Source organism: Leptolyngbya sp. FACHB-711, from assembly GCF_014695615.1.
In the GTDB taxonomy this organism is placed as follows: Bacteria; Cyanobacteriota; Cyanobacteriia; order Elainellales; family Elainellaceae; genus Leptolyngbya_A.
The window spans coordinates 21,538-45,937 of record NZ_JACJOR010000407.1; the positions used below are offsets into that span (position 1 = coordinate 21,538).

Annotated in this window: 17 protein-coding genes and 1 tRNA gene; 10 read left to right on the plus strand and 8 right to left on the minus strand. The window is 51.8% G+C overall.

All coding sequences use genetic code 11. The features are described from left to right. Window positions 1-2 precede the first annotated feature (2 nt). From H6F80_RS17545 to H6F80_RS17555, 3 genes are all read left to right on the plus strand, one after another. Window positions 3-3,533, plus strand: coding sequence for a GAF domain-containing protein (locus H6F80_RS17545; RefSeq protein ID WP_206755088.1), 3,531 nt, complete (start codon window positions 3-5; stop codon window positions 3,531-3,533). A gap of 305 nt (window positions 3,534-3,838) precedes the next feature. Continuing rightward, a complete protein-coding gene (locus tag H6F80_RS17550) occupies window positions 3,839-7,051 on the plus strand; it encodes a hybrid sensor histidine kinase/response regulator (protein WP_190792813.1) in 3,213 nt (1,070 codons plus the stop codon). A gap of 66 nt (window positions 7,052-7,117) precedes the next feature. Further along, window positions 7,118-7,561: a chemotaxis protein CheW gene (locus H6F80_RS17555; RefSeq protein WP_190792814.1), complete on the plus strand. Its 444-nt coding sequence runs from the start codon at window positions 7,118-7,120 to the stop codon at window positions 7,559-7,561. A gap of 19 nt (window positions 7,562-7,580) precedes the next feature. Here the strand turns inward: H6F80_RS17555 and pdxR are convergent, their stop codons facing one another. Further along, entirely contained in the window at window positions 7,581-9,059 is a 1,479-nt protein-coding gene (gene pdxR / locus H6F80_RS17560) for a MocR-like pyridoxine biosynthesis transcription factor PdxR (RefSeq protein ID WP_190792815.1), read from the minus strand. Between the two features lie 120 nt (window positions 9,060-9,179). On the opposite strand from pdxR, the gene H6F80_RS17565 reads away from it, so the two are divergent. Genes H6F80_RS17565 through H6F80_RS17575 form a run of 3 tightly spaced genes read left to right on the plus strand, consistent with a single transcriptional unit; the run spans window position 9,180 to window position 11,374 of the window. Beyond that, the gene (locus H6F80_RS17565; RefSeq protein WP_242067422.1) at window positions 9,180-9,686 is read left to right on the plus strand and encodes a GNAT family N-acetyltransferase; all 507 of its coding nucleotides are present in this window, start codon (window positions 9,180-9,182) and stop codon (window positions 9,684-9,686) included. Window positions 9,687-9,734: 48 nt separating this feature from the next. Further along, the gene (locus H6F80_RS17570) at window positions 9,735-10,460 is read left to right on the plus strand and encodes a pyridoxamine 5'-phosphate oxidase family protein (RefSeq protein WP_242067423.1); all 726 of its coding nucleotides are present in this window, start codon (window positions 9,735-9,737) and stop codon (window positions 10,458-10,460) included. Next, window positions 10,457-11,374, plus strand: a complete 918-nt coding sequence (locus tag H6F80_RS17575) for a DMT family transporter (protein ID WP_190792817.1) — start codon at window positions 10,457-10,459, stop codon at window positions 11,372-11,374. Before H6F80_RS17570 ends, H6F80_RS17575 begins: the two co-directional genes overlap by 4 nt. Before the next feature lie 61 nt (window positions 11,375-11,435). On the opposite strand, the gene H6F80_RS17580 is transcribed toward H6F80_RS17575, so the two are convergent. Together H6F80_RS17580 and H6F80_RS17585 are read right to left on the minus strand one after the other, a co-directional pair. After that, on the minus strand, window positions 11,436-12,914 hold the full coding sequence (locus H6F80_RS17580) for a cytochrome P450 (RefSeq protein WP_190792818.1): 1,479 nt from the start codon (window positions 12,912-12,914) through the stop codon (window positions 11,436-11,438). A gap of 154 nt (window positions 12,915-13,068) precedes the next feature. Then, window positions 13,069-14,532, minus strand: coding sequence for an NAD(P)/FAD-dependent oxidoreductase (locus H6F80_RS17585; RefSeq protein WP_190792819.1), 1,464 nt, complete (start codon window positions 14,530-14,532; stop codon window positions 13,069-13,071). 763 nt (window positions 14,533-15,295) lie between these two features. On the opposite strand from H6F80_RS17585, the gene H6F80_RS17590 reads away from it, so the two are divergent. After that, a complete protein-coding gene (locus H6F80_RS17590) occupies window positions 15,296-15,655 on the plus strand; it encodes a DUF6464 family protein (protein ID WP_190792820.1) in 360 nt (119 codons plus the stop codon). A 60-nt stretch (window positions 15,656-15,715) separates the two neighbouring features. Here H6F80_RS17590 and fmt read toward each other — a convergent pair whose 3' ends face one another. Together fmt and H6F80_RS17600 are read right to left on the minus strand one after the other, a co-directional pair. Beyond that, window positions 15,716-16,717 carry a methionyl-tRNA formyltransferase gene (gene fmt / locus H6F80_RS17595; protein ID WP_190792821.1) on the minus strand — a complete coding sequence of 334 codons (1,002 nt, stop codon included), beginning with the start codon at window positions 16,715-16,717 and terminating at the stop codon, window positions 15,716-15,718. Between the two features lie 101 nt (window positions 16,718-16,818). After that, a complete protein-coding gene (locus tag H6F80_RS17600; RefSeq protein WP_190792822.1) occupies window positions 16,819-17,850 on the minus strand; it encodes an OmpA family protein in 1,032 nt (343 codons plus the stop codon). A 325-nt stretch (window positions 17,851-18,175) separates the two neighbouring features. On the opposite strand from H6F80_RS17600, the gene H6F80_RS17605 reads away from it, so the two are divergent. Next, the gene (locus tag H6F80_RS17605; RefSeq protein ID WP_199296650.1) at window positions 18,176-19,129 is read left to right on the plus strand and encodes a hypothetical protein; all 954 of its coding nucleotides are present in this window, start codon (window positions 18,176-18,178) and stop codon (window positions 19,127-19,129) included. Between the two features lie 36 nt (window positions 19,130-19,165). Here H6F80_RS17605 and H6F80_RS17610 read toward each other — a convergent pair whose 3' ends face one another. Further along, window positions 19,166-20,365 carry a DUF4335 domain-containing protein gene (locus tag H6F80_RS17610; RefSeq protein ID WP_190792823.1) on the minus strand — a complete coding sequence of 400 codons (1,200 nt, stop codon included), beginning with the start codon at window positions 20,363-20,365 and terminating at the stop codon, window positions 19,166-19,168. Further along, on the minus strand, window positions 20,362-20,967 hold the full coding sequence (locus H6F80_RS17615) for a DUF3038 domain-containing protein (RefSeq protein ID WP_190792824.1): 606 nt from the start codon (window positions 20,965-20,967) through the stop codon (window positions 20,362-20,364). The genes H6F80_RS17610 and H6F80_RS17615 overlap by 4 nt, the downstream gene beginning before the upstream one ends. 287 nt (window positions 20,968-21,254) lie before the next feature. On the opposite strand from H6F80_RS17615, the gene H6F80_RS17620 reads away from it, so the two are divergent. Then, complete coding sequence (locus H6F80_RS17620; RefSeq protein ID WP_518523603.1) at window positions 21,255-21,548, plus strand: ferredoxin-thioredoxin reductase variable chain; 294 nt, start codon at window positions 21,255-21,257, stop codon at window positions 21,546-21,548. Between the two features lie 146 nt (window positions 21,549-21,694). Here the strand turns inward: H6F80_RS17620 and H6F80_RS17625 are convergent, their stop codons facing one another. Then, window positions 21,695-23,377 (minus strand): DUF3370 domain-containing protein, encoded by a 1,683-nt coding sequence (locus H6F80_RS17625; protein ID WP_190792825.1) that lies wholly within the window; start codon window positions 23,375-23,377, stop codon window positions 21,695-21,697. Between the two features lie 834 nt (window positions 23,378-24,211). On the opposite strand from H6F80_RS17625, the gene H6F80_RS17630 reads away from it, so the two are divergent. Further along, window positions 24,212-24,282, plus strand: a tRNA-Gly gene (locus tag H6F80_RS17630). Window positions 24,283-24,400 lie beyond the last annotated feature (118 nt).

The following is a 24,400-nucleotide window of genomic DNA, read 5'->3' on the forward strand; positions in this document are numbered from 1 at the left end:
TTTTGAATCCCAATGCCTCGCCCCTGATGCGATTCGCCCGGCAAATCGTGGCGAGTTCCGATCAGGACTTTTCAGCAATTCAGAATAGCGATACCACGACTGCGGAGGATACGACGATGCGAGCCTTTGAAAGATCTCATGAGAAATACCAGCAGGACTATAGTTCCAGAATGCAGCCCACGACGAGCGTCGAAACAAAGGTGGATGAATTTGCGATCCCCGGTGGTAACAGTCTACGGAATGAAATAAAAACGGTTGATCTGAACCAAGCCTTTACCATCGTCAAACAGATGCAGCAGGCAGACAACCTGAATACGCTGCTGGCAACAACTGTCAAAGAAATTCATCAATATCTGCAAGTCGATCGGGCGATCGTCTATCAGTTTCAAAGCGAGAATCAGGGCATTGTGCTGGCAGAATCGCTTACCGGAGGTTATACCCCCACCCTGGAGGAAACGCTGCCCGCGATCGCTTTTGGGGCGGCAATGTCGCAAGATCCCCAGCCCTTTATGACCGTGGATCTGACTTCAAGGGCATCGCTCACCCCCCACCAAGTGCAATTGCTCGATCGATTTCAGGTGCAGGCGAGCTTAAGCTTACCGATCTGGCTCGAAGATGAACTGTGGGGACTGCTCGTGGTGCAGCAGTGCAATCGGGTGCGACAGTGGCAGGATATGGAAATTCTAGTGCTGCGTCAAATCGCGACGGAACTGCAACTGCAAATGCAGCCGATCGAATATCGCGATCGACGGCAGCAAAAGGCAAGAATGGAACCCGTTCTGGCTCAGATAATAGAATCAACGAACTCTTCTTCAGATACCTATACTGCCCTGGCGAATCTCTGTGAACAGTTGCGACGGTTTTATAAAGCGGATCGGGTTGTGGTGTATCGCTTCTACCCGGAATGGCAGGGGGAATTCGTTGCCGAATCAGTTGGGGCGGGCTGGCTCTCGCTGGTGGATGCTCAGGCAGATGATCCTAGCCTGACCTCGTCTGAAATCGTCAGCCACGATCGCTGTGTGAGCAAGCGAAACGGTGCGCCCGCGTTTAATGATGATCGAGACAAAATCCTGGAAGATACGCAGGGCGGCAGTTACACTAGACGGCAGCAGGTGAAGCGGGTGAATGACATCTACAGTGCTGGCTTTTCGAGCTGCTATATTAACACCCTGGAAAAGTATCAAGCGAAAGCTTACATTATCGCGCCTGTGTTTGAGCGAGATAGCCTGTGGGGTTTAATTGCGGTCTATCAGTGTACGGCTCCGCGAGTTTGGACGGATTCTGAAGTGATGCTACTTTCGTTGTTGAGCGATCGGCTCAGTACCGTTTTGCGGCAGCTCGAATCTATTGGTCGAGTTCAGGAAAAGTCAGCACAGCTTGAAAGCCAATCTCAGCGGTTAGCCCAGATAGTCGAACGGGGCGTTTCCTACAGCAAGTTGACGTACAAGCTTGGTTCTGCTCTGCTTCAGGAGAATTTCTCGATCGATCACATCCTGCAATTCGTTGTTAAAGAAGTGCGACAACAGTTGGGCAACCATCGTGTTGCGCTCTATCGCTTCAATGAAGACTGGAGCGGTGAATTTATTATCGAAGATGCCGATCGTAACTGTTATTCGATCGTGGGAGCACATCTCAAAGTATTTGGCGAAGATAGTCTGCAAACGAGCCAGGGAGGACGCTATCGTCGCAGGGAAACGCTTTGCGTTGATGATATTTCGGTGAATGAGTCGTCAGATTTTCCGGTGACGCTTTTACAGGAATGGGGCGCGAGTGCCTATCTGGCTGCGCCGATCGTCAAAGAAGAACAGCTTTGGGGATTGATTGTTGCATTTCAGAACGACGGTCCGCGTCACTGGGAACAGATTGATATCAACTTGCTGGCTCAGGTCGGAGTGCAGGTCGGGCTGGCCTTGCAGCTTGCAGAATCCTTCGAGCAGCTTCGAGGACAATCGATGCGAATGGCTCAATCGGCGGAGCAGGGTCGCTTTATTCTTTCAGTTGTGGATCGGATTCGTCGATCGCTCGATTTGCAGCAGGTTTTCAAAACCACCGCACGAGAAATTCGCAATTTTCTGGAGGTCGATCGCGTTGCGATTTTCAAGTTCCATGCGGATTCCCATTACACCACCGGAGAAACGATCGCTGAAGACGTGCGCCCCGGCTACACCTCTGCTTTAGCAGTTCAGGTGGTTGATCACTGCTTTAATGAACGCTATGCCGAGGAATACCGAAAGGGACGAGTCTGGGCAACTGCCGATATTTATCAGGCAAACCTGCAAGCGTGCTACATCGAAGTCTTGGGCCAATTTCAGGTCAGAGCAAATCTGGTGATTCCGCTGTTAAAAGGTGAGGAACTCTGGGGCTTGTTCTGTATTCACCAGTGCAGCGGAGCCAGAGAATGGCAGGAAACTGAGATTGAATTTGCCAAGCAGATTGCGGCTCAACTCAACGTGGCGATTCAGCAGGGCGAATATGTGGAGCGATTGCAGGCTCAGTCCGCACAGCTTGCAGAAGTTGCCGATCGAGAGAAAGTTGCCAAAGAGCAGCTCCAGCAAGAGGTCATTCAGCTTCTCTCTGCCGTTCGTCCTGCGCTGGATGGCGATCTCACCGTTCGCGCCCCAGTGACCGACGACGAGGTTGGCACCATCGCTGCCGCCTATAACAATACTCTGGGCAGTCTACGGCAGATTGTCATGCAGATGCAGACCGCAGCGAATCAGGTCGCTCAGACTTCTCAAGATAGCGAATCTTCGATCGCCAGCCTCACGGCTCAGGCACAGGAGCAGTTTCAGGCGTTAACGCAGGCGCTCCAACGAGTTCAGCAGATGGTCAGCTCGACGCAAGCCGTAGAAACCAACGCGCAACAGGTCGAAGCTGCCGTTCAACAGGCAAACCAGATTGTGATCACCGGGGATGCCGCAATGGATCGTACCGTCGATGAAATGGAAGGCATCCGTGAAACCGTTGCCGAAACAAACGATCGGCTTCAGCGATTGAGCGAATCGTCCCGCAAGATTTCCAGAGTGGTGAGCTTAATTAGTAACTTCACAACGCAGACTCAACTCCTGGCACTGAATGCTGCGATCGAGGCAACTCGTGCTGGAGAATATGGACGAGGTTTTGCAGTCGTTGCGGATGAAGTCCGATCGCTAGCTCGCCAGTCTGCCAATGCTGCAACTGAGATCGAACAGCTTGTCCAGGAAATTCAGGCGGGAACCGCAGAAGTGTCTACCGCGATGGAAACGGGCATTAAACGGGTGGTCTCAGGAACGGAAGTGGTGAATGATGCGCGTGAAAATCTGAATGCGATCGTGGATGCGACAAGCCAAATTAGCTATCTGGTTGCAGGAATTACTCAGGCAACGCAAGAGCAAACGCACCAGTGCCAGTCGGTGACACAAACAATGACAGAAGTCGCAGCGATCGCCAATAAAACCTCAGGTGATGCGGTGGAAATTGCAACCTCCTTTAAGCATCTGCTGACGATGGCGCAAGATCTGCAGTCGAAGAGTGAACAGTTCAAGGTGGATTGATGCGATCGCTCCTCAGGAGTTGAGTAAAGTTTTGGGGGAATTTGAGGAGTCTTAGAGATCCTACAGTGCCCCCTATATTCCTCAACTCTAGAGGACTTTGAGAACACAAGGATCGCCTTTTCTCAGGAGTCTTTGTTGTCTTTGTCAGATGTGTTAGCGCAGTGTAACGCGTTATCGTCAGGGCTTCTAGAAATTGATGCGTTACGGTTTTGCCCAACCCACTCTACGGTTAATTACGCCTACCTACTTAGCACAGCAATTAGCACAGCAATTATTAGTAAAAGCGATCAGTTATTAGCAAAATAATGACTACAGATTCAGAGATTCGCGAGAGAACTTATCAATATTTTCTTCAAGAAGCACCAGAATTGCTTCAAGCATTAGAACAGGGATTGCTCAGCTTCAAAGAAGAACATGGTATCAATCAAGTCAATAACTTGATGCGAGTGACGCATACGCTAAAAGGGGCAGCAACCAGCGTAGGACTGGAAACGATCGCCACTGTTGCTCACTCTCTAGAAGATATTTTTAGAGCCTTGTGTAATCCTCAGGCCCCGATTAATTCTGAAACCGAAGCGTTGCTTTTTGAAGGCGTGGAGTGTCTGCGTTTGCCGCTCGTGGCAGAACTTACCGGAGGCGCGGTTGACCATTCCGAGATTCTCGATCGAGCCGCTACGATTTTTGCTCAGTTGCAGGAGCAGCTCGGCGATTGTTTTGATCAAACGGTTTCCTTGCCTACCTCGGCCGAACTGGGTTTCGATGTCACACAATCGATTTTTGAAGTCGGCGTGGCTCAGCGATTAGATCAGATGACAGCCGCCTTGTCCAATGCCCAGCCCGACGAATTAGTGGCAATGCTCCAAACTCAGGCAGAGGTGTTTCAGGGTTTGGCAGAGTCGCTCAACCTTCGGGGATTTGGCGCAATTGCTCAGGCAACGTTGCTGGCACTCAACCATTACCCTGAGCAGGCGACAACGATCGCAGCCCTTGCATTAGCTGATTTTCGAGCCGGGCAAAGTGCAGTGCTTGAAGGCGATCGAAGTCAGGGCGGGTTCCCTTCAGAGGCGTTGCAGCAACTGGCAGGACAGAATGTTGATGAGGCAATCTTCGGTGTCGTGGAAATTTCGGCTCCTGAATTAGAGCTACCGAATCAGTCGGATTTAGCGGATTCAGCGAATTTATCAGATCTATCAGATTTATCAAATGCATTAGATTCAGCGGATTTATTAGATCTATCAGATGCATTAGATCTATCAGACCCATCTAATTCACAGGAGTCAGACCCGTCTTCAGATGCCTCAGGAGGTTCTCTGATTGAGAATATTTGGGGTCAATTGACCGACCTCGAGAGTCTCAATTCTGAAGAGGAGACAGAGCAACTCGCTGCAATCACCGTTGTGCCTCCGGCCGAGAACAATTCAACTTATCAAATTGATGTATCCCCGATCGCCAGCGATACTTCGGCGATGCCTTTCCCAAAGGAGCCGGGCAATCCGCCTGTCCATGTTCGGGTGAACGTTAAACACCTTGATGAATTAACTTATTTGGCAGGTGAGCTATTAACCAATCACAGTCGCCAATCCCTTCAGGTCGAACAGCTTCAGGGGGCTGCCCAGGCATTAATCAGTCGAATTCGGCAGCATCAACAACGCCTCAACCCGCTCCGAAGTCCGTCGATCTGGCAAACGAGCGGATTAGAACGCAAGCCGCGAAAATCAAAAAAACGTTCATCGCGGAATGGCGCAGCTCATCAACAAGCGACCGATCGCATCAATCGAAAAGATAGGATTCAAGATTCTCCAGGCTCTAACCCGATTAATCCCCAGCTCATCCAGTCGTTGCTGGATGACATCGTTCAGCTTACTGAAGTTGCAGATGCGATCGATTTATTCACCCGGACATCCAGTCAAACTTTAGAAAATCAGCGATCGCTATTAACCAACACGCGCCGCGCTCTGATTGAAGTTCGAATGCTGCCGCTGGGCGAAATTCTCAATCGCCTGCCGCCGATCGTGCAGCAGCTTGAAACCCTTCACAATAAGCAGGTAACGCTGGAATTCAATGGCACTGAAGTGCTGGTCGATAAGGTGGTGGCTGAGAAGCTATACAACCCATTGTTGCATCTGGTTCGGAATGCGTTTGATCATGGCATCGAACCGCAATTGCTCCGACAGCAGCAGGGTAAAGTTGGCTATGGCACGATTAGAATCTCTGCGCGGAATCAGGGCAAATACCTGATGATTGAAGTCCAGGATGATGGAAAAGGGTTGGACTTTGACCAGATTCTGAAACGGGCGATCGAGCGTCAAATCATTTCGGCAGACGCAGCAATGAGCGTTAAACCGTCGCAGTTGATTGATCTCTTGTTTGAGCCGGGGTTTTCCACTGCCGATCGCGTCAGTGATTTGTCGGGGCGCGGCGTTGGGCTAGATGTTGTACGAGATCAGATTCAAGCCCTGGGCGGCTCTGTCACGGTTGAATCGCAAAGGGGAGAAAGCACCTGTTTTGTACTGCAAATTCCGCTCAATTTGACTGTTGCTCCCCTGCTGGTTTTTGAAGCTGATGCGAAACGATATGCGCTGCTTGATGACGCGATCGAACAAATTGTTATTCCTCAATCTGCTCAGGTTCTAATGCGAAACGATCGCAGAATTTTGCAGTGGGGCAAAGGGAACGATACAAAATTAGTTCCACTTTACAAGCTAAAAGATCTTCTGAACTATGATGCTTTAATTCCTGACTTGACTCAGTTTCAAATTCAAAATTTGCCTGTTCAAGAAGGAATTAGACCTGTAATTCTGATTCGCTTTCGAGATACGCTATTAGGTCTAGAGGTGGATCAGTTGATTGGCGAACAAGAATTAGTCATTCGCCCTTTTGGAAGTTTGCTGAAATCTCCTGACTACATTCACGGCGTTAGCGTTTTACCTGATCGTCGCTTAGCTCTGGTCATTGATGGTGCATTATTAATGCAAAAAGCACTTGAAAGCCCAGTGGCTTCCAGTATCGCTCGCCATTGGAACAGTCAAGTGAGCCAAATGTCGCAGGACGATGCCGCAACGGCTCTGCTTCAGCCCCAGGCTCAAGCTGCTTTACCAGGCTTGCCCAATTTTGTGATTCCGGCTAATCCCAGTCGCAAGATTTTGGTGGTGGAAGATTCCATCACAACCCGTCAGGCGATCGTCTTGATGCTGCAAAAAGCGGGTTATCAGGTCTATCAGGCGCAGAATGGATACGAAGCGTTAACACAGCTCGAAAAACAGAAAATTGAGCTTGTGCTGTGCGATCTAGAAATGCCGGGAATGAATGGCTTTGAGTTTTTGAGACGGGTTCAGCAACAGCCAAACCTTGCCAATATTCCTATTCTGATGCTGACCTCACGTAATGATCAAAGCTACCGTTTGGTGGCTTCACAGCTAGGGGCAGCCGCGTATATGACAAAGCCTTACATGGAACATAAGCTGCTAGAAATGGTTGAGAACTTGCTTGAGAGAACTATCTTGAGAAAACCGTCTTAAGAAAATCATCCTGAGCAAGCAATGATGAGGTGATTTTTAATCAACCATTCGACGAGCAAAGAAGAAATGATACAGCGCGAGCAAGAAGAACGAACGTTTGTTGTATTTGCGATCGTAGGATATCACTTAGCTCTGCCGATCGAAATTGTATTACAGGTTGTGAACTGCCCGGCAATTGCTCAAGATGAGCTGAGCAAAATTGGATTGCTACGGATCGGGCAACATCTCATTCGGGTCGTTAATCTAGATCGGTGGCCAGACATCGATTCGGTTGAGTCGTCCCGGAAAAGCCAGAACTTTTTGATTGTCATTGCTGGCATTGAAAAGAAATTGTATGGAATTCTGGTGCATGAGCCGCCAAATTTGATGAAGCTTCCGCTCAATAAAGTTCAATGCCTGCCCCCAATGGAGCGTCAATTTCCTTTGTTGAATCTGGTAAGCCATGTCATTATGCGAGATCAGGCTGAAAGTCCAACAGCCGTCTTTTTGTTGGACAGAGATAAGTTTTAAAGAATATTGGGGTGATGCGCTACCCCTTTAGCCCTTGAGCCAGACGATCGATCCCGACTGCAATTGTTTCTGCATCCAGGTCTCCATAGCCCAAGATAAATTCACCTCGATCGCCGGAATCGAGATAGTGAAATTGAGCAGGCATGATTCCTACACCGGCTTTCGCAGCCCGTTCGATCACTTCTGCATCACTCCAGGGCGAATCGAGCTTGACCATAATATGAATTCCCGCCTTTTCACCAAAAACGATCGCCCGATCGCCAAAATGGGTTTTCAAAGCTTGTACAAGCGTTTGGCGAAGCTGGTCATAGTGCGATCGCATTTTGCGAATGTGGCTCTCCAGATGTCCCGCTTTGATAAATTCGGTTAAAACTTGCTGTTCGAGTGTGGGAAGCTGACGATTGCTTAGCCATTTTGCCTGGGTGAACAAAGACACCAGCGATCGAGGAACCACAAGATAACCGATTCGCAACGCAGGAAATAGAACTTTGGAGAACGTGCCGATATAAATAACAGAATGATTTTGATCTAATCCCTGTAATGCGGGAATTGGTCGATCGCCATAGCGGTACTCACTATCGTAGTCATCTTCGAGAATTAAACAGCGATGCTTTTGTGCCCAGCTCAATAGTTCCAGGCGGCGGGAAAGCGACAGAATTGATCCGGTGGGAAACTGATGCGACGGCGTGACATAGACTAATCGTAAAGTATCTAATCGCAAAGTATCCGAATTCAAACTGGCAAGTTTTTCGACCCTTAAGCCTGACTCATCGACCGGGACCGGAAAGAGGGTGGCTCCGTGACTGAGAAAAACGCGACGCGCACTCAAATACCCCGGATCTTCGATCGCAATTCCATCCCCGGCATTAATCAGCAATCGCATGATCAAATCGAGAGCCTGCTGCGTGCCGTTGGTGAGGATGATTTGTTGAGGGTCACACTGCACCGCTCTTGCCCGCGACAAATACCCGGCGATCGCCTGCCGCAATGCCTGCTCGCCCTGAAAATCAGTGGTGTAGTCTAACCAGCGATCGTTTGACAAACAGTAGCGCGACAACAATTTGCGCCAGAGCGCGATCGGAAAATGCTGAAGTGCGGGTTGCCCATAGCGGAAGCTGATCGGCAAATTTGAACTGGGCTGCGGTAAAAAAGAAGTTTGGCTCAGGCGAGTGCCGTAGTGAGACAGCGCAACGGATTGGGTAGGAGAAACGGGTTCTATTTCGATCGGCGCAGACTGCATCAGATCATCAGGAAGCTGAGCGCAAACATAGGTTCCAGAACCCCCGATCGTTTCCAGATAGCCCTCGCTGAGCAATCGATCGTAGCTCTGCGTGACGGTGGTGCGCGAAATGTGCAGAGACTGAGCCAGCGATCGAGTAGAGGGAACCTTTTGGCGGGGCAGCAATCGTCCGGTGAGAATCGATCGCCGCAGTTCCTCATAAAGCTGCTGATGGAGCGGCAGGGCAGCGTTGCTATCGAGGGTAATGGCTAAGTCCATCTCCGGTTTCGCTCCTTTGTGTTCAAAGTGGACTGATAGAAAAGCATACAATTGGCTATTGTGAAAGTCCACTCAGGCGGGCTAGGCTCAGAATACCAGGATGTTAAGCGATGCCACTCAATGCAACACCAGATGCAACAGTGCTTCCAGATTCGGGCAGCCGTTCCCGCAGAAGATGCCTTAATTGCCCATCACTTTTATCAGATGTGGTTAGACAACCAGATTGCTGAAGAATCGATCGCACCTGACTGGTTAGAAATTACCCTCGAATTTATCCAGCAGGCTCGTCATACCTTGGGATATCAGGCGTTTGTGGCAGAGGTCGAAGGACGAGTGGTTGGTTCTGCCGGAGGTCAGCGATTTGCCGGACTTTACCCCAGGGTGATTAAAACTTGCGATCGATGTGATGGATACATCTGGGGCGTTTATGTGGAGCCTGCCCATCGAGGTCGCGGAATTGCAACTCAACTTACCCAGCAGCTAATGGCTTATCTGAGGACGATCGGCTGCACCCATGCCGTCCTCAATGCCTCTCCATCGGGCAAGCCGGTTTACGCTCGCCTGGGGTTTATGGAGGGTAATTTGATGCGGCTTGATTTACAGCAGCAAAATGTCAATCTGCATTAATTCGGACCAAAAGAGACTAAAAGAGATTAAAAGTTGAGAACAAATGCGATGACATCAATCAATACCGGAATGAATCCAGAGACAAACGATAGGGATACAGAATCGAACTCATTGGAGATCACCCAGCGCACCCAAATCAAGCGGCTCCCGCAGCGTGGTAACTACGATCGCCCTTTGATTCACCAAATCCTGGATGAAGGCTTAATTTGCCAGGTTGGATTTGTCGTGGAGGGTCAGCCCTTTGTCATTCCCACGGCTTACGGTAGAGTAGACGATCGCCTCTATCTTCACGGATCGCCTGCTAGCCGAATGCTGCGGACGCTGAAGCAGGACGTTGAGGTGTGCGTAACGGTGACGCTGCTCGATGGACTTGTACTGGCGCGATCGGCGTTTCACCATTCTATGAATTACCGTTCGGTGGTGGTTTTTGGGCGAGCAGAAGTTGTTGAAGATGCCGCCGAGAAAATAGCAGCATTGAAAGCCTTTACAGAACACGTCATGCCGGGTCGCTGGTCGGAGTTGCGTCCTGCTACACAACAGGAAATCGCCGGAACGCTGGTGCTCTCGCTGCCGTTGAACGAAGCCTCTGCCAAGGTGAGAACGGGACCGCCTAAAGACGATGAAGCCGATTATGAATTGCCGATCTGGGCAGGAGAATTGCCTTTACGCCTGACTCCCCTGGCTCCCGTTGCCGATCCTCAGCTCTCGGTCAATGTGGATGTGCCGTCTTCAGTGCAGCAGTACAGCAGGAGCCTGCTGGAGGCGGCGGAATGAGCGCGAAATTCAGGTATTTGCTGGGTGATTTTTCCAAAAGATTTCAGCCTGAAACGATCGGTTTAGCCTACGGATTTTTAGGAGTACTTACGTTTAGTCTGACGCTTCCGGCAACCCGCATGGCAGTCGTTGAACTTGATCCAATCATCGTTGGGTTAGGACGAGCGATCGTTGCAGCGATTCTGGCAGCCGGGCTGCTGAAAGTGACTCGGCAACCGCGACCTGCTCAGCGTCATCTTACAAGCCTGGTTGTGATTGCGGCTGGCGTGGTGGTGGGGTTTCCGCTGCTTTCTGCCTGGGCAATGCGATCGCTTCCTGCGTCTCACGGGGCGATTATCCTGGGCATTTTGCCGTTGGCGACTGCTGGGGCGGGTGTACTGAGAACGGGCGATCGTCCCTCTGCGCTGTTCTGGCTCTGGAGCGGTCTAGGAAGTGCAGTGGTTGTGCTGTTTGCGGTGTTAGCAGGCGGGGGACACGTTCAACTTGGAGATTTTGCATTGCTGGGGGCAGTTGCATCAGCGGCGATCGGGTATGCCGAGGGAGGACGCTTATCGCGTGAGCTAGGCGGCTGGCAGACGATTTGCTGGGCGTTAGTTTTGTCTGCGCCGTTTCTGGCTGTGCCCGTTGCGTTGACCGTTGCTGAGCGAGGACTGCACGCCTCCTTTGAATCGTGGTTAGGCTTTGGTTATGTCAGCGTGTTCAGTATGTTTCTGGGCTTTTTTGCCTGGAACCACGGGCTGGCGATCGGCGGCGTGGCGCGAGTTAGTCAAGTTCAGCTTTTGCAGCCTTTCTTGACGCTTTTTGCCTCTGCCCTGCTGCTGCACGAACCGATTACCTTCTTCACGATTGGGACGGCGTTTATCGTAGTTGTCCTGGTGGGTTTGGGAAGAAAAGCTCCGATCGATCGACTATAGCCCGTCATTCTCTTAAGACAAACCTTAGACAAACCCTGAAAGCAAACCCTTAAGGCAACTCTTAAGGCAAATTCACCATCTCGCGGATATCGCCCCGTACCCCGCCCACACCCTGATAAAACTGGCGATCCTGTGCTTGTACTATCATTGGCAGCCCGTATTTGGGAGCCATCACAATCACACCTGAGCGCTCGATCGAGCGGCGGGGCACAAACTGAAGACGGTATCGCTGGAGCAGCATCGCCAGAATGATCTTGATCTCCATCATGGCAAAGCCTGCGCCAATACAAATCCGAGGACCCGCACTAAAGGGATTGTATTCGTATGCGGTTGGGGTAATCGTTGTCCAGCGATCGGGGTTAAAAGAGGCAGGGTCAGGATAAAGGTCGGGCATTTGGTGCGTCTGGTAAATGCTGACCAGCACCTCGGTTCCTTCGGGCAGGGCATAACCGCCCAGTTCAGTTGGCTTAGCAGTGACGCGACCATTCCAGGGAACGGGGGGCAAGATTCGCATACTTTCTTTAATCACTCGCTCCAGCAAGGGCAACTGCTGCAACTGCTCTAGCGACGGCGCACTTCCGTGCAGAACGGAGTCTAGCTCATCGACCAAATCTCCTAAAATCTGCGGATGCTGTGAGAGCAGGAATAAAGTCCAGGTTAGGGCGTTGGCACTGGTTTCATGCCCTGCTACAAATATCACCCCAACGTGCCCCAGCAGTTCTGCTTCGCTCAGGCGAGAGCCGCTTTCCTCATCCCGTACCTGAATCAGCATCGATAGCACATCGGGTTCATCGCCACCCCGCTGCTGTTTGGCTTTGATTAACGCGCCCATTTTCGCTTCGTATTGAGCCACCCGGTTTAAGTATTGCCACCACGGTGAACCGGGCACATCCAGGGGAAAGAGCTGCGGTAGCAGACTCCCCTGCAAATGCAATGCATCGTAGATGATTTGCCCTGCGCCACGATCGGTTCCAATATCTTCTCCAAACAAAGATTTGGTTGCAATGCGAAGGGTGAGCTGTCGCATCCAGTCAGCAATCTCATGAACCTGCCCTGGCTGCATGCGGTTCAGCTCGTTCTCTGTAATGGTGATCATGTCGCTGGCATAGGTTTCGAGCCGCTGACGATGAAAGGCAGGCATCATCAATTTGCGCTGTTGCAGGTGGTGGTCTTCATTGACCCCAAAGAGTCCGGCAAGAAAATGCTGAAGTGGCTTGGTGCGCTCTGAGGTGTTTCGGAAGCGGTATAGTGGTCCGGTCAGCGGATACTTGTAATAAACGTCGTGCTGAGTTGCCACCTGACGCACCAGATCAGGACCATAAGCGAAGACCGTTCCGGGACAGTGAGTACGGGGGGAGTAGATGCGGGTTCCTCCATTCCGGGACAGGGCAACAAGCGTGCCATAGTCGCGAAAAAGCTGGCGGCTATAACCGATCGAATCTCTGGCAAACCGGAGGCTGTTGAACGTAGAACCCAGGAGGGGCAATGGACGCGGACCTGGGATGTTAAAGCTGGGACGTTCTCCGATCGCAGGTGTCATGGGTTCCTCCCCAGATGGCTACCGTGGGTAACTTCATCCGCATCTTATCTCGATCGCCAGGGTTGCAATCAGAGCTGTGATTGAGTGTTACAGAACGCTTGAATTGTAGTTCTGCGCTTTTGGGAAGGACTTGCTGCACCATCAGCCGCATCAATCAACGGGTGGAAATGGCTGATTCCGAGGGCGATGTAAATCGCTGCCAACGCTTGCTAAAGGAATGCGCTAAAATTTGACCGAAAATCGACGGCTGCAACAGTACGCTCGAGGGTTTGAGCAAATGCAGCACTTCCAGGAAGGTGTGATGAATGCTAGCGCGATCGACGATCAGTTCTAGTAGCTGATCCCAGTACCAGTTTGTGAACCGGGTGGCAGCGTTTATTGGTTTGCCCTGAGTGCTGTGATAGCGGTAGTCAATGCTGATTGCAGCCGTCCATGCCTCTTGATGCGCCTTGGCAAGCTGTTTTTGCAGCGCGTGAGTTTGCTGGTCGAGCTTGTCGATCGCCTGGTGCCGAAGAAACTGATCCAGTGTCATGGCTTCAAGGGCAGCAACGGTCATGGCTTGCCCATAGGTAGGATTCAGCAAGCAAGCCGCATGTCCGACGACAACTAAACGGGCAGGCAGCGGGGACTGCTCATAGTAATGCTGGCGATTTTCGTTGCCGTAATAGGCATAAGGTGGCGTTAGTGGGGTTGCTCGCTCGATCGCCTCTGCCAAAACAGGCGAGGGCAAACTGCGGGCAAACGCTAAAAATCCTGCATCATCAGTCGGAGGATAATCGCGATCGCCGCCGACTAAACTCACAATCCAGCGACACTGGTTGGGATTGTCGCGATCGCCTTCAATTGGAAAGATGGCTCCGCCTCGAATCTGCTGAGGGGGGGCAGTGGGCATAAACACCATTTTCCAATTCACATCCCAATCGGGCGGGGGCTGATAAATCCGAGCTACATAACCCACAAAGGCATTAATCTCGGTTTCGGGCGGTGCTTCATACCCTAGTTTCCGTAACCACTGCGGCGTATGAGAAGCCTTACCGCTGGCATCCACAACCAGATCCGCGTACAAATTCTGATTGGATTCAGAGTTGGATTCAGAATTGAGTTCAGAGTTGGATTCAGGATTAGATTCAGGATTGAATTTTTTGTGTTGATGCAGCGATACCCCCAGAATTTTTTGGCGTTTCGGGTCGGTTAACAGTTCAGTCACGCTGGCTCCTGTTAGAAACTGCACCTGGGAAAAAGCGGCTAATCGGCGGCGAATGCTCCAGTCCAGCAAGTCCCGGCTAAAGGCAAGCAGTGCCAGCTCCGAGTCACGCTGGGCTGCCCAGCCGTTCGGTGTGAGGAAGGCAACGTCTTTTATGCTGTCTAGCTCGATCGCACCCTTGTCGAGCAGTTCTGATTTCAGTCCGGGAAAGAGCTGTTCCAGGATTTGTTGCCCTCGCAGCATCAGTGTGTGGGGAAAGCGAGAGTGGGGCACTCCCTTGCGGGGGGCAGGCTCATCTGGATAAATATCGCGCTCGATAACGGTAACGCGATCGAAATGATTTGCCAGAACCCGACTCATGAGCAGCCCTGACAGACTGCCCCCAATCACGACTGCATGACTGTTGTGTTGCATTATGGCATCCTCCAAAGCACTCAAGCAGCCCGACTGCCTGATACTCTCCAATCTTAATCGCGATGTTAATCAAGCAACATTCCCCTTCAGGGGAACAGGCAGGACACGCGGCTACGATCGCCCTTCCTTTCTTGCCTTTATCCTTTCTTGCCTTTATCCTTACCTTTGAAGCGCGCTGCAGCTCTACTGCATCCGTAAACAACACGACTGCGAGTAAAACAACATAACTGCGAGCAAACAACACGGCTGCGAAAAGGATTCCTGTCGCATGTCTAAAAGCATTCGCTGAAACATTGAGCGGGGTATCGGTATTTCAGCCCTTAATGAACTGCCAGCCGCAGCAGAATGCGATCGCCTCGGTGCTCTCAGTTTTCTACACTTTTTTGCAAGCAATAATGTTCACGCGATCGTCACTGCGAACGTTCTTTCAGTTCTACATACTCAATCTAAAACTGTACAAATCATCTATAAGCTATCTACAAACTATTTATAAATTATTTACAAATTAATGATGCTTCGGTGCAGATAATCCTTGATCCCTTTTCATCCCCTATGATTTTCCTGATAGGTTCTCCTGCTGTCTTAATTTTTGTAGCTGGGTAGCTTCGAGTTCGGTGAATCGCGATGCAGCGAGTCCATTAGCTTGACGATGCAGCAGCTTTCAGAGAATTTGATGGAGCTTGAAGTCGATCGAGGGGCTGGTACGATACCATCCTTAAATAATGGATTGGCAACACTACACTTTTTAACTTCCTTACTTCCTATGGAGCCATCACTGCCCACTGAGGTGATTCTCAGCCACCCAAAACGATCGCTTGGTAGCCTGCACCTGAATTGGAATCCACAGCCAGGGGCATATCTCGATCTCGAAGGTAAAACCTATGCAGTGCTGGAGCGTCATCATCGCTATCAGTTCAAGGCAGGCAAATACTGTCTGCAAAAAATTGCCCTTTATGTCCAGTCCATTCAGCGTCCGGCTGAGCAGAGTGAGTTTAATGGACTGTGGATTATTGGCGATGCGACCTGTCGCTACAGTGCGCGATCGGAGCTAATTCGGTGTGCGATTAATCCGTCTGGTCCCTGTGAAGGATGCAGCCACTATGAAACGATCGCCGAAGCCTGAAGTGGCTTTTGCCAAACGGCCCCACCGATTGCTTCGCACGTTCCTGGAGAGATAATCGCCTCACAGCCTGTCCAGCTTTTCGCCTACCTGGAGCCGCATCCCGTTGACAAAATCCCAGCCGGACTGCGATCGTTTTCCGGCAGGCTGCACCTCTTTGAGCAACAGCACCCCTGCCCCGGTTTGCACCACCGCGCCCTGACCTTTCAGCAATCCCACGATCGTTCCCGGTTCCGCGTCTTGCAGTGCATCAGCCTGGGTCCATTCCTGCTGGATCTTGCCGAGTTCTGGCGGCATAACGGAAAGTGAACAGTCCAGGGGAAGAGTAACGCTAATCTTGAGGGGCGCATCTCGAAACTGAGTCACGCAGCTCGGATAAAAGCCGCGAATCTGATTGTGTAGCTCCAGAGCCGATCGCGTCCAGTGAAGCTGATAGTCTTCTTTTTTGATCAGCGGCGCGTAGGTTGCCTCGGCATCATTCTGCGGCACAGGCTGAATCAGGTTTTGCTCCAAACCAAACAGTGTGTTTACTAGCAGCGTCGCCGCATCAAAGGACAGGGTTTTTGCCAGGTCGAGGGCATGGTCGCTAAGGGCGATCGGCGTCACAGACTTGAGCAGCATCGCGCCTGTGTCCATTCCCGCGTCCATCAGCATCGTGGTAATTCCGGTTTCTGCTTCGCCGTGATAAAGGCTCCACTGAATCGGCGCAGCTCCGCGATACTTCGGCAAAATCGACCCGTGGGCATTGATGCAGCCCAGACGCGGCATATCAAGAATTTCCTGTGACAAAATCTGACCGTATGCCACGACCATAAAAGCATCTGCCCCTGCCTGACGCAAAGTTTGCAGCACCGTTTCATCTTTTTTGATGCGCTGCGGCTGCCACACCGTTAGCCCCTGCTCGATCGCCAGAGCTTTCACCGGAGAAGGCGTGACCTCATTGCCGCGTCCCCGTCGCTTATCGGGCTGCGTCACCACGCCCAACACCTCGATCGCCTCATGACGAACCAACCGTTCCAGGCTGGGCACGGCAAACTGAGGAGTTCCAAAAAAGATAATTTTCATAGGAGACCACAGGAAAAAAGCAGGCGATCGCAATCATGCCGAATCATGCTGCTGAACGATTGAGTTGCCGAACTTCTAATGGGATGGACTTCGGATTTGATTTATTTTGGCTCGATAATAATTTCAATTCGGCGATTGCGCTGGCGATTGATTGGCGTATCGTTTGCTGAAATCGGGCGACTGTGCCCATAGCCTTCGACCAGCCAGTGATAGCCCTCCTTGAGCTGACCCCCCAGATACTGCTCGATCGCCTTTGCCTGCTGAAACGATCGCTCTCGATCGGCAGCTTCGGTGCTTTGAGCATCCAGATGGGCAGTCACGCGAATCGTCGCGCCTGAATACTGCTTGAGGTCGCTGACAATGCTGTTTAAAATCGCATCGGTTCCCGGCTTCAGCGTCGTCTGGTCTGACTCAAATAAAGCATCACTGGGCAGCGTCACCATTAGCCGATCGTCCTGAGACACCGTACTGGTTGCTGCCGGAGGCACAGCTGTTGCCGGATTGGGGCTGGCAGTCGAACGAGAGACACCCGGATTAAGCTGCTGCTGAATTGCCTGAAGCCGGGCGGTAATATCGCTGCTGCGATTCGGCGTTCCCAGGCGATTTTCAATTGTAGTAGCGCGATCGCTAATCCGGTCTAGCTCTTGCTCAAGCTTGATGAGTTCGGCTTGCAGCTTTTGACGATCGGTATTGGCCAGGGGCAATGCAGCCGCATCGGTTACGGTGGTTGTTGCAGGAGCAGGACTCGCGGCAGGCGAATTGCCAGCGACGATCGAGGCATCAGGCGAAGCAGTCTTGCCCTGCCAGGTCTGGGGCAATCGCTCAATCTGTCTCAGCAGGGTCTCCGAGCTATTCAGCAACCGCTCGACAAAGGGCATTTCCTGCGTTTGAGCCGGATAAAAATGAGCGATCGCCACGCCTGCAATCACCGCAAAGCTCCCGCCTGTGCCCAGCAGCATCAGCCGAAATAGCCAAACCAGGGCTGACCCGCGTTTACGAGGTTTCGCGACGACTGTTTTTGCTGGCGGGTCAAGCGGTGCTGCCTGCGGGGGAATTGGCTCATTGACCCCGGTCGAACTGCTTTGCACTGGCTCTGCGGTGTTAGAGGGAGAAGTCGAGGGGGATTGCGTCATACACACCTCATGCACGTCCTTACATTCCTGATGATGCTAACTCAATTGGTCACAAAGTCCAGCATTTTGCGGCAGTTTTTTCTTCCCGATCAGGACTCGCGCTAAAAATAAACTTTCCGGGAATAATACCTGTAATCGAGGTGAAATGAATCATCGCTGAGGATTGAGCAGCCCGTAGCAAAGCTGTATTTCGCAACATTAAGGCAAGTTGAAAGATTTTCTAAGCAAACCATCCTGAACGGTAATCCCTTGCTATACATGGAAGTAGAAAGCTTTTGCTGTTTGGGCGCACTGTTTCAATTACCGTCGTCCAGAGGCTACTTCTATGGTTTCACGGCTTCCTACGGGATCGGCGCAATGCCCGTCCCGGCTGTGTTTGTCAGTACTTTTGCTATCGTGTGCCGTGTGGGGTGCAGGTTCGCGCTGGGCTTTATCTCGCTCAGTTTTTGACTCGATTTCGACTTCTACCTCGACTTCTGCTTCGATTTCCACGGTTGGTTTCACAACTGACCAATCGGGAAATCACGCTCCGCTTTTTACCGATACTTCTGTTCCCCAGTCTGACCATCCTCCTCACACCGATAATTCCATGACCCCTGTGCAGCTTGACCCGCTCGATAGTCCTTATCCGGTTCCCTGGAGCTGGATTATGGCAGTGCTGACCGAAGCAAAAGCAGACGCAACGCCGCGATTTCGCTACTACCGCAGTCCTTCCCTGATTTCGCCCGACGGAGAGTACGCCGCTTACAGCCGGATTCAGGTGGAACTGGGAACGCACTTCACTCAGAGCCGAGTGGCAAGCGTTCTGTTCCTTGAGAATTTGAAAACGGGTGATCTGCACACAATTACCGCTTCTTCCCCGTTTGCCGATAACCCATTTATGGCAGAAGCTGAGCCAGAAGAGGCAGGGCGCATCGCCATTCTGATTCCGGTTGCCTGGTCTGAGTCGGGCGATCGCGTGCTTGCCCGTGAGTTTGAGTCGATTTTTGGCAGCGATATTGCGTCTGATTTTGCCGTTGTCTGGCATCGATCGTCTAACCTGACCCGCACAATCGCCCCAACCCAGGTAGACTACAGCAATGCCGTGCTGCTGGGCTGGAGCCAGACTGATCCTAATCAGGTGCTCTTTCGAGCGGGCAATTTGGGCGATCCCGAATGGTTGCTCTATGCGGTCGATGCCAGCGGTCAAACCCGCCAAATGGCTCAAGATCAGCCGATCGTGTTCGGGCAAACGGTCAACAGCATTTGGGCAGGACCACAGGCGTACGTTCGTCCTTGATTCTGCTCTAGATTCTTTCCCTGCTTAAATAGCCGCTCAGGGCGAGGGCGAAGGTGAGGGTAAGACTTCCGCCTGTCCATTCCACGGGCTTACCTCCAGCACACCATCCGGCTGAAACACCACGCGAAACTGAGCCAGCGGTTCCTGGCTGTTTGCCTCGTTGGGGGGATAGCGCAGATCGACCAGGGGCGTTTCGTTGACAAAGTTGAGTGCAGGGTCATTGGCAAACCTAAAGCCCAGCACTTCTCCTGACGGGGCAACCCCGACCCGGTAAATTAACGCTTCTTTGAAAGTTGGCTCAGTTCTCCAGGCGCGATCGAGGCGCTCGTACAGGGCAACTTGCAGCCGCTCAAGCTCGATTGGCTCTGTAATCTCAGGTCGGTTCGTGAGAATGGCAGCTGCCGCCGGATTGGTTGCCGCATTTGCAGATTCCGTAGCAGCTCCGGGACTGGCGTTTGCAGCAGGCGACTCAACAGGAGAAGCGATCGGCGAAGATTCGGTCGAGCTGTTAGTTGCCTCAGGCGAAGGCGACTCGTTTGGGGCAGGGGAACTGCCAGGAGAAGGGCTGGCGGCAGGCGAGGCTCCGGGCTGCGTTTGGCTGGTGGCGTTCGGCACAGGCTCCGGTCGGCGCACTTCGGGAATTGGCACAAAGAACAGCGCGGCGGCGGCGGCAGCCAGTCCCGCAACCCCTAGCAAGGCAGGCACGGTTTGCTGAGTCGCAGGTTTTTGCACCGCAGCCTGTCGTTTCGGGAGCGGCGATAGATTTAGCGTCAGATCGGGCAGCGTTTGACCATCTGCCAGCATTTGGTCGATCGCCTCAACCAGATCAAAAAACTGAGTGGTGGTCAGGTCAAACTGGGCAGCCGTGGGATTGACGGGGCTATCAACGTGAACTTCCTGCGGCTGAACCAAAAGGCGATGCAGCGTAGGACTGACCTGGGCAATTTGAACTGATGATCCGCCGCGCTGCCCAACTCCTGCCGCATTGCTAGCAAGCTTAGATCGATGGGGAATGCCGCTGAGGTAGGTTTGGGCATAATCGCTCACGGTGGTTATGAGCTGGTTGAGCAAATCTCGCCCGCCGGACAACGGCTTTTCCTGTCCTGCCAGATAGCACTGAAAGCCTGTAACCATCGATAGCAAAGAATGAGCCATACCGCCACTAGCAGCCGGATCGCCTACCCCTTGCAGAACTAGGGTGCAATTCGGCAAACTATACTGCCGTTGAATCGTCATGACACTTCTCCATCAAACAGGCTGCTCCAGAGCCGCTGGCTTCCTGCCGTGCCTGTACAAAACAGGAGCTGACCCAGTAGGGTAAGTGCCAGTTCGTTGAGCTTTTCATCAGAGCTGTAGGCAGTGACCGCCGATCGTTTTGGGTTCATCCGCGATCGAAAATGGGCGCGAAACCGCTCCAGGTAATTCGATAAGCGCAAATGGTGGTCGGGAGTAAACTGTTTTTCGACCATTTGCTCGTAGGCAAACATAAGCTGCCGCACTAGCACCGTGAGCCGACGGGCAAGATGGCAGGTAATCACGACTAATGCTTTGCCCTCGGTAAGGCTGAGCGGACGACGCTGACTGTTTCGTCGGAGCGGGTTTGTTGCTCGCAGTTTCCACAGTGCCACGCGGTTCGGAATCACGTCGCTTAGCTCTAGCTGTCGGGCAGCCGCTAAAATTGCTTCGGAACCGCCTAGATCCAGAGCTTCGATAGCTAGCAGCAGCAAATCAATATCTTGACGAGTCCGACGCGGACAAACTCCTTCCGGCACATTGGGGTCAGGGAGGAGTGATAAAACTGCCGGAACTGATGGGGTGGGTGGACTACTTGCTTGCATTACCCTCAAAAAGAAAAATCAGCAGAGATTCTAGCAAACCATACTTTACCCGGGTAGATTTGCCCAGAGTAGATTGCTCAGTTGGATTTGCCCAGTATGGAGCAAAACTAGGGTGAAGCAAAATGGTGTAGCACAATTGCGGGAGTCTGCCCAGTCCATTATCCTAGCATCTCCGTATCCGCAGGTTACACTTCATTCGGTCAAGTTTGCTGTATAGCAGACGGGGCAACCGACTTTATAGTGCCCTTAATTACCAGGATCAACCTATGCAAAGATAGGAAAGTGATTTGAACGCAAATCAAACTGTGCCGCTTCGGGTACAGGATGCAGTTGCGAGGTTATTTTTTGAGACGTTGTTTATGAAAGTTGGCGATCGTGTACGAGTCAAAGAATCAGTTGTGGTTTACAACAATCCCACTCACCGTAACCAAGCGTTTGACATTCAGGGCATGGAAGGAGAGATAATGGCACTCGCTAACGAATGGCATGGCAAGCCGATCAGCGCAAACTATCCGCTTCTGGTTAGGTTTGACAATAAATTTAAGGTGCACCTGCGCGAAAACGAGCTGGAGCTAGTTTAGATAAACGACAGCCATCTTTAGTACGTTTGTGGTTTGTTTGCGATCGGGTGGTTCGCGAACTGCTGTTGAGGAATTCATCCAGAGGAATTCGTCCACCCGATAAGCCCCTCGCACAAGGCTCAACCACCCTCTAGCTCAACCACTCTCTAAGGAGTCGTAGACGGGGCGGCATCAGCAACACTGCGATTCTCGATCGTTCTTACCGTAACGACTTGTGGAGGCGTTGCGTCAGGCGGATAAATAAATTGCAGCTCAACTTGTCGCCTTGCCCCGCGTGGCACTGTCATTCGGATGAGTGGCTGCCCTTCCTGTCCGCGTCGCTGCACAAGGTGCATATAGCGAGTCTGGGGAATGCCAAAGTCGTTAATGAAGCGAATCCGCACCGTCCCCCGGAAAAAGATCTGATCATAGGGCGGATTGCGGAACCGTAACCCATCGCGCTGTCGCTCGTCCTGCATCGGAGTTTGCATCATCACGGCAACTTGCTGTGTCGTGTCGGTATTGTTTTGCAGCGGCAGCGTCACGTTGTACTGCACGCCATAGTTGCCATGGGCCCGATAAGCCGTGTCCGGGTAGCGTACCAGCATCGGGGCACTTTGAATCTGCCCTGTGCCAAACGTATTGCGATCGACCGTGCTGAGGACATAGGAAAAAGCCCGTCCCGGCTGCGGAATGCTGAGATAGTCTACCGAGGAGTTATCAGTCGCTGTTGCAGTCCACTGCGTCCCCTGCGAAACACCTGCCACTCGGCCGTAGAAGAATCGTGTAAACGATCGGCTATTGGGCGGCGTCGGAATTCGATCACGCGGACCCGCAAACGTTCCGTTCCTCAGCAAATTTTCCCATTCCACCTGAGTCGGAACTCGTTCTACCCCTCTTGTAATTTGGGGTGCGTACATCGCAAGGCTGGCGACATAAACAGGTCCATTGCTGTTTAACTGCATCAGAATCGTTCGACCATTGCTAGGGAGCGGACGATTATCTCGCACAGGCGGACGACTGACCGCGGCCGCGTTGTTTGTGCTGATACCGGTTGCCAGCGGACGCGCTACCGGATTGCCTTCTGGATCGGTCTGCGCTTCTTCGGATGCAGCGGGAGGGGCGGGTAAGCCGGGAATAATGTAGCCAGGGGGCAGTGTGCCGTTGGTTGCCACGGTTAATCGCCGCAGCGGAATCGGCACGTTTGCCAGAAGATAGGTTCCTCCAGGCGGAATGGTAATTTGAGTGGGCCAGTGCGTCTGTCTCTGCCCTCGCAGCACGTCGTTGGTGGTGCGGCTACCTGGTCCTGCAAAGACGGTTCCCATCGGGTTCGCCACATAAGCGGGCAAGTCGAGGAAAGGAGCCTCCTGACTCAGGTAGCTAGCTCCCTGCCCAATCTCAATTTTGACGGGCTGCCTGCTGGGATTGGCGATCAGAATTCCCACATAAAGGGTTCGCACGTCGTCAGGCGTGGTGCCCCTGGCAATGTGATGGGCAAAGATATCAAATCGCCCCTGAAATGGATAGTTCAGGTGGGCGGCTGGACTTCTCATCCCCGTGGGAGAAAAGGTCGAAAGCAAAATCCCCTCAGTTTGAATCAGCTCTGGACTATTGCTGTTAAATACAGGGGTGTCATCAAGCTGCCCTGGAAGTGGACGGACTTCCTGCCCCTGCACAATCTCGATCGGACCTTCGATCGGACGAGGATTCAGCGGCAGCTGGGGAATGGTTGGAGGCGGTTGAATGGGGGCGGCAGGGGATCTTCTAATTTCAGTGGGGGGAATAACAGGAACCCCAGGACGAGGGGCAATAATTTGCGCGAGGGAAAGAGCGGAGAGGACTGTTAGCATGAGCGAACCGAACAGATGCCGATAGCAACAAACCAAAAAGCAAGGATACACAAACCAGTCATTGCCTGGTCAACATCCTTTATCAGGCGTTAATGTGCCCTTTTTGGAGCAATATAATTCAGTAAAAAATTCTGTTATCTCGTTCTTGTAATCTCTTAAGGAGAAGCAGTAAAGACAGGACTGCACACCAACTCAATCAGGAACACTGGCTGAACCGCAGGAAAAAACAGACAGATGCGATCGTTCCAGACTGCAAATCTGCCAGATTGAAGAATTTTAGAAACAATGCTTCTCACCATATCATCAAGTGCATCATTACTCTGCTGGAGAAGTTAAGGCTCTACCTGGAGCAGTGAAGGGGTGCGCGATCGAATCGGCATCCAAAAACTAGGAGAAACAGCCAAAAATCATCAAGGCATATTCCTCTGCTTCATAAAATCCTGGATCGATGACCAACCACAAGCCAATGCTCAGCCCAGAGTGACTGGCAAAAGACCCTACTGAGACTATAAAAGTTTTTCCAGGGTTGCCCCTGCTTATCCGCAAGCTTTACAAAATCTTTGTAGTGGAAAACCAGTCATTCGAAAAAGCTTTATCCAAAACCGCGCAGAAAAGAGTTGCAAAAATGCAGCAGGTTGTTTAAGATTGGAAATCGTGCGATACAGACTGTTTTCAAGTCTTGCTTTCCTGATATTGCGGGTCTTCCTGCGATTGATGAAACGGTGATCGCACGTGACTTTACGAATGCAGAGTTTCAAATCAAGTCTTTAATCGACTTTGATTCGGCATTTAGGCTCTGATCAAGATTTGAACGTAAGCCTTGAAAAGGCTCCTGCGGGCATAGTTTAGTGGTAAAACCATAGCCTTCCAAGCTATTGATCCGGGTTCGATTCCCGGTGCCCGCTTCTAAAAGTTCAGGTTAGGGTTGATTCAAGTCAAATTTGGATCGATCGCTTCAATCTCAGGTCAATATCAAAAGATTGCTTTGCCCACTTCTGCCCTGGGGCGATCGGGGCTATTTTA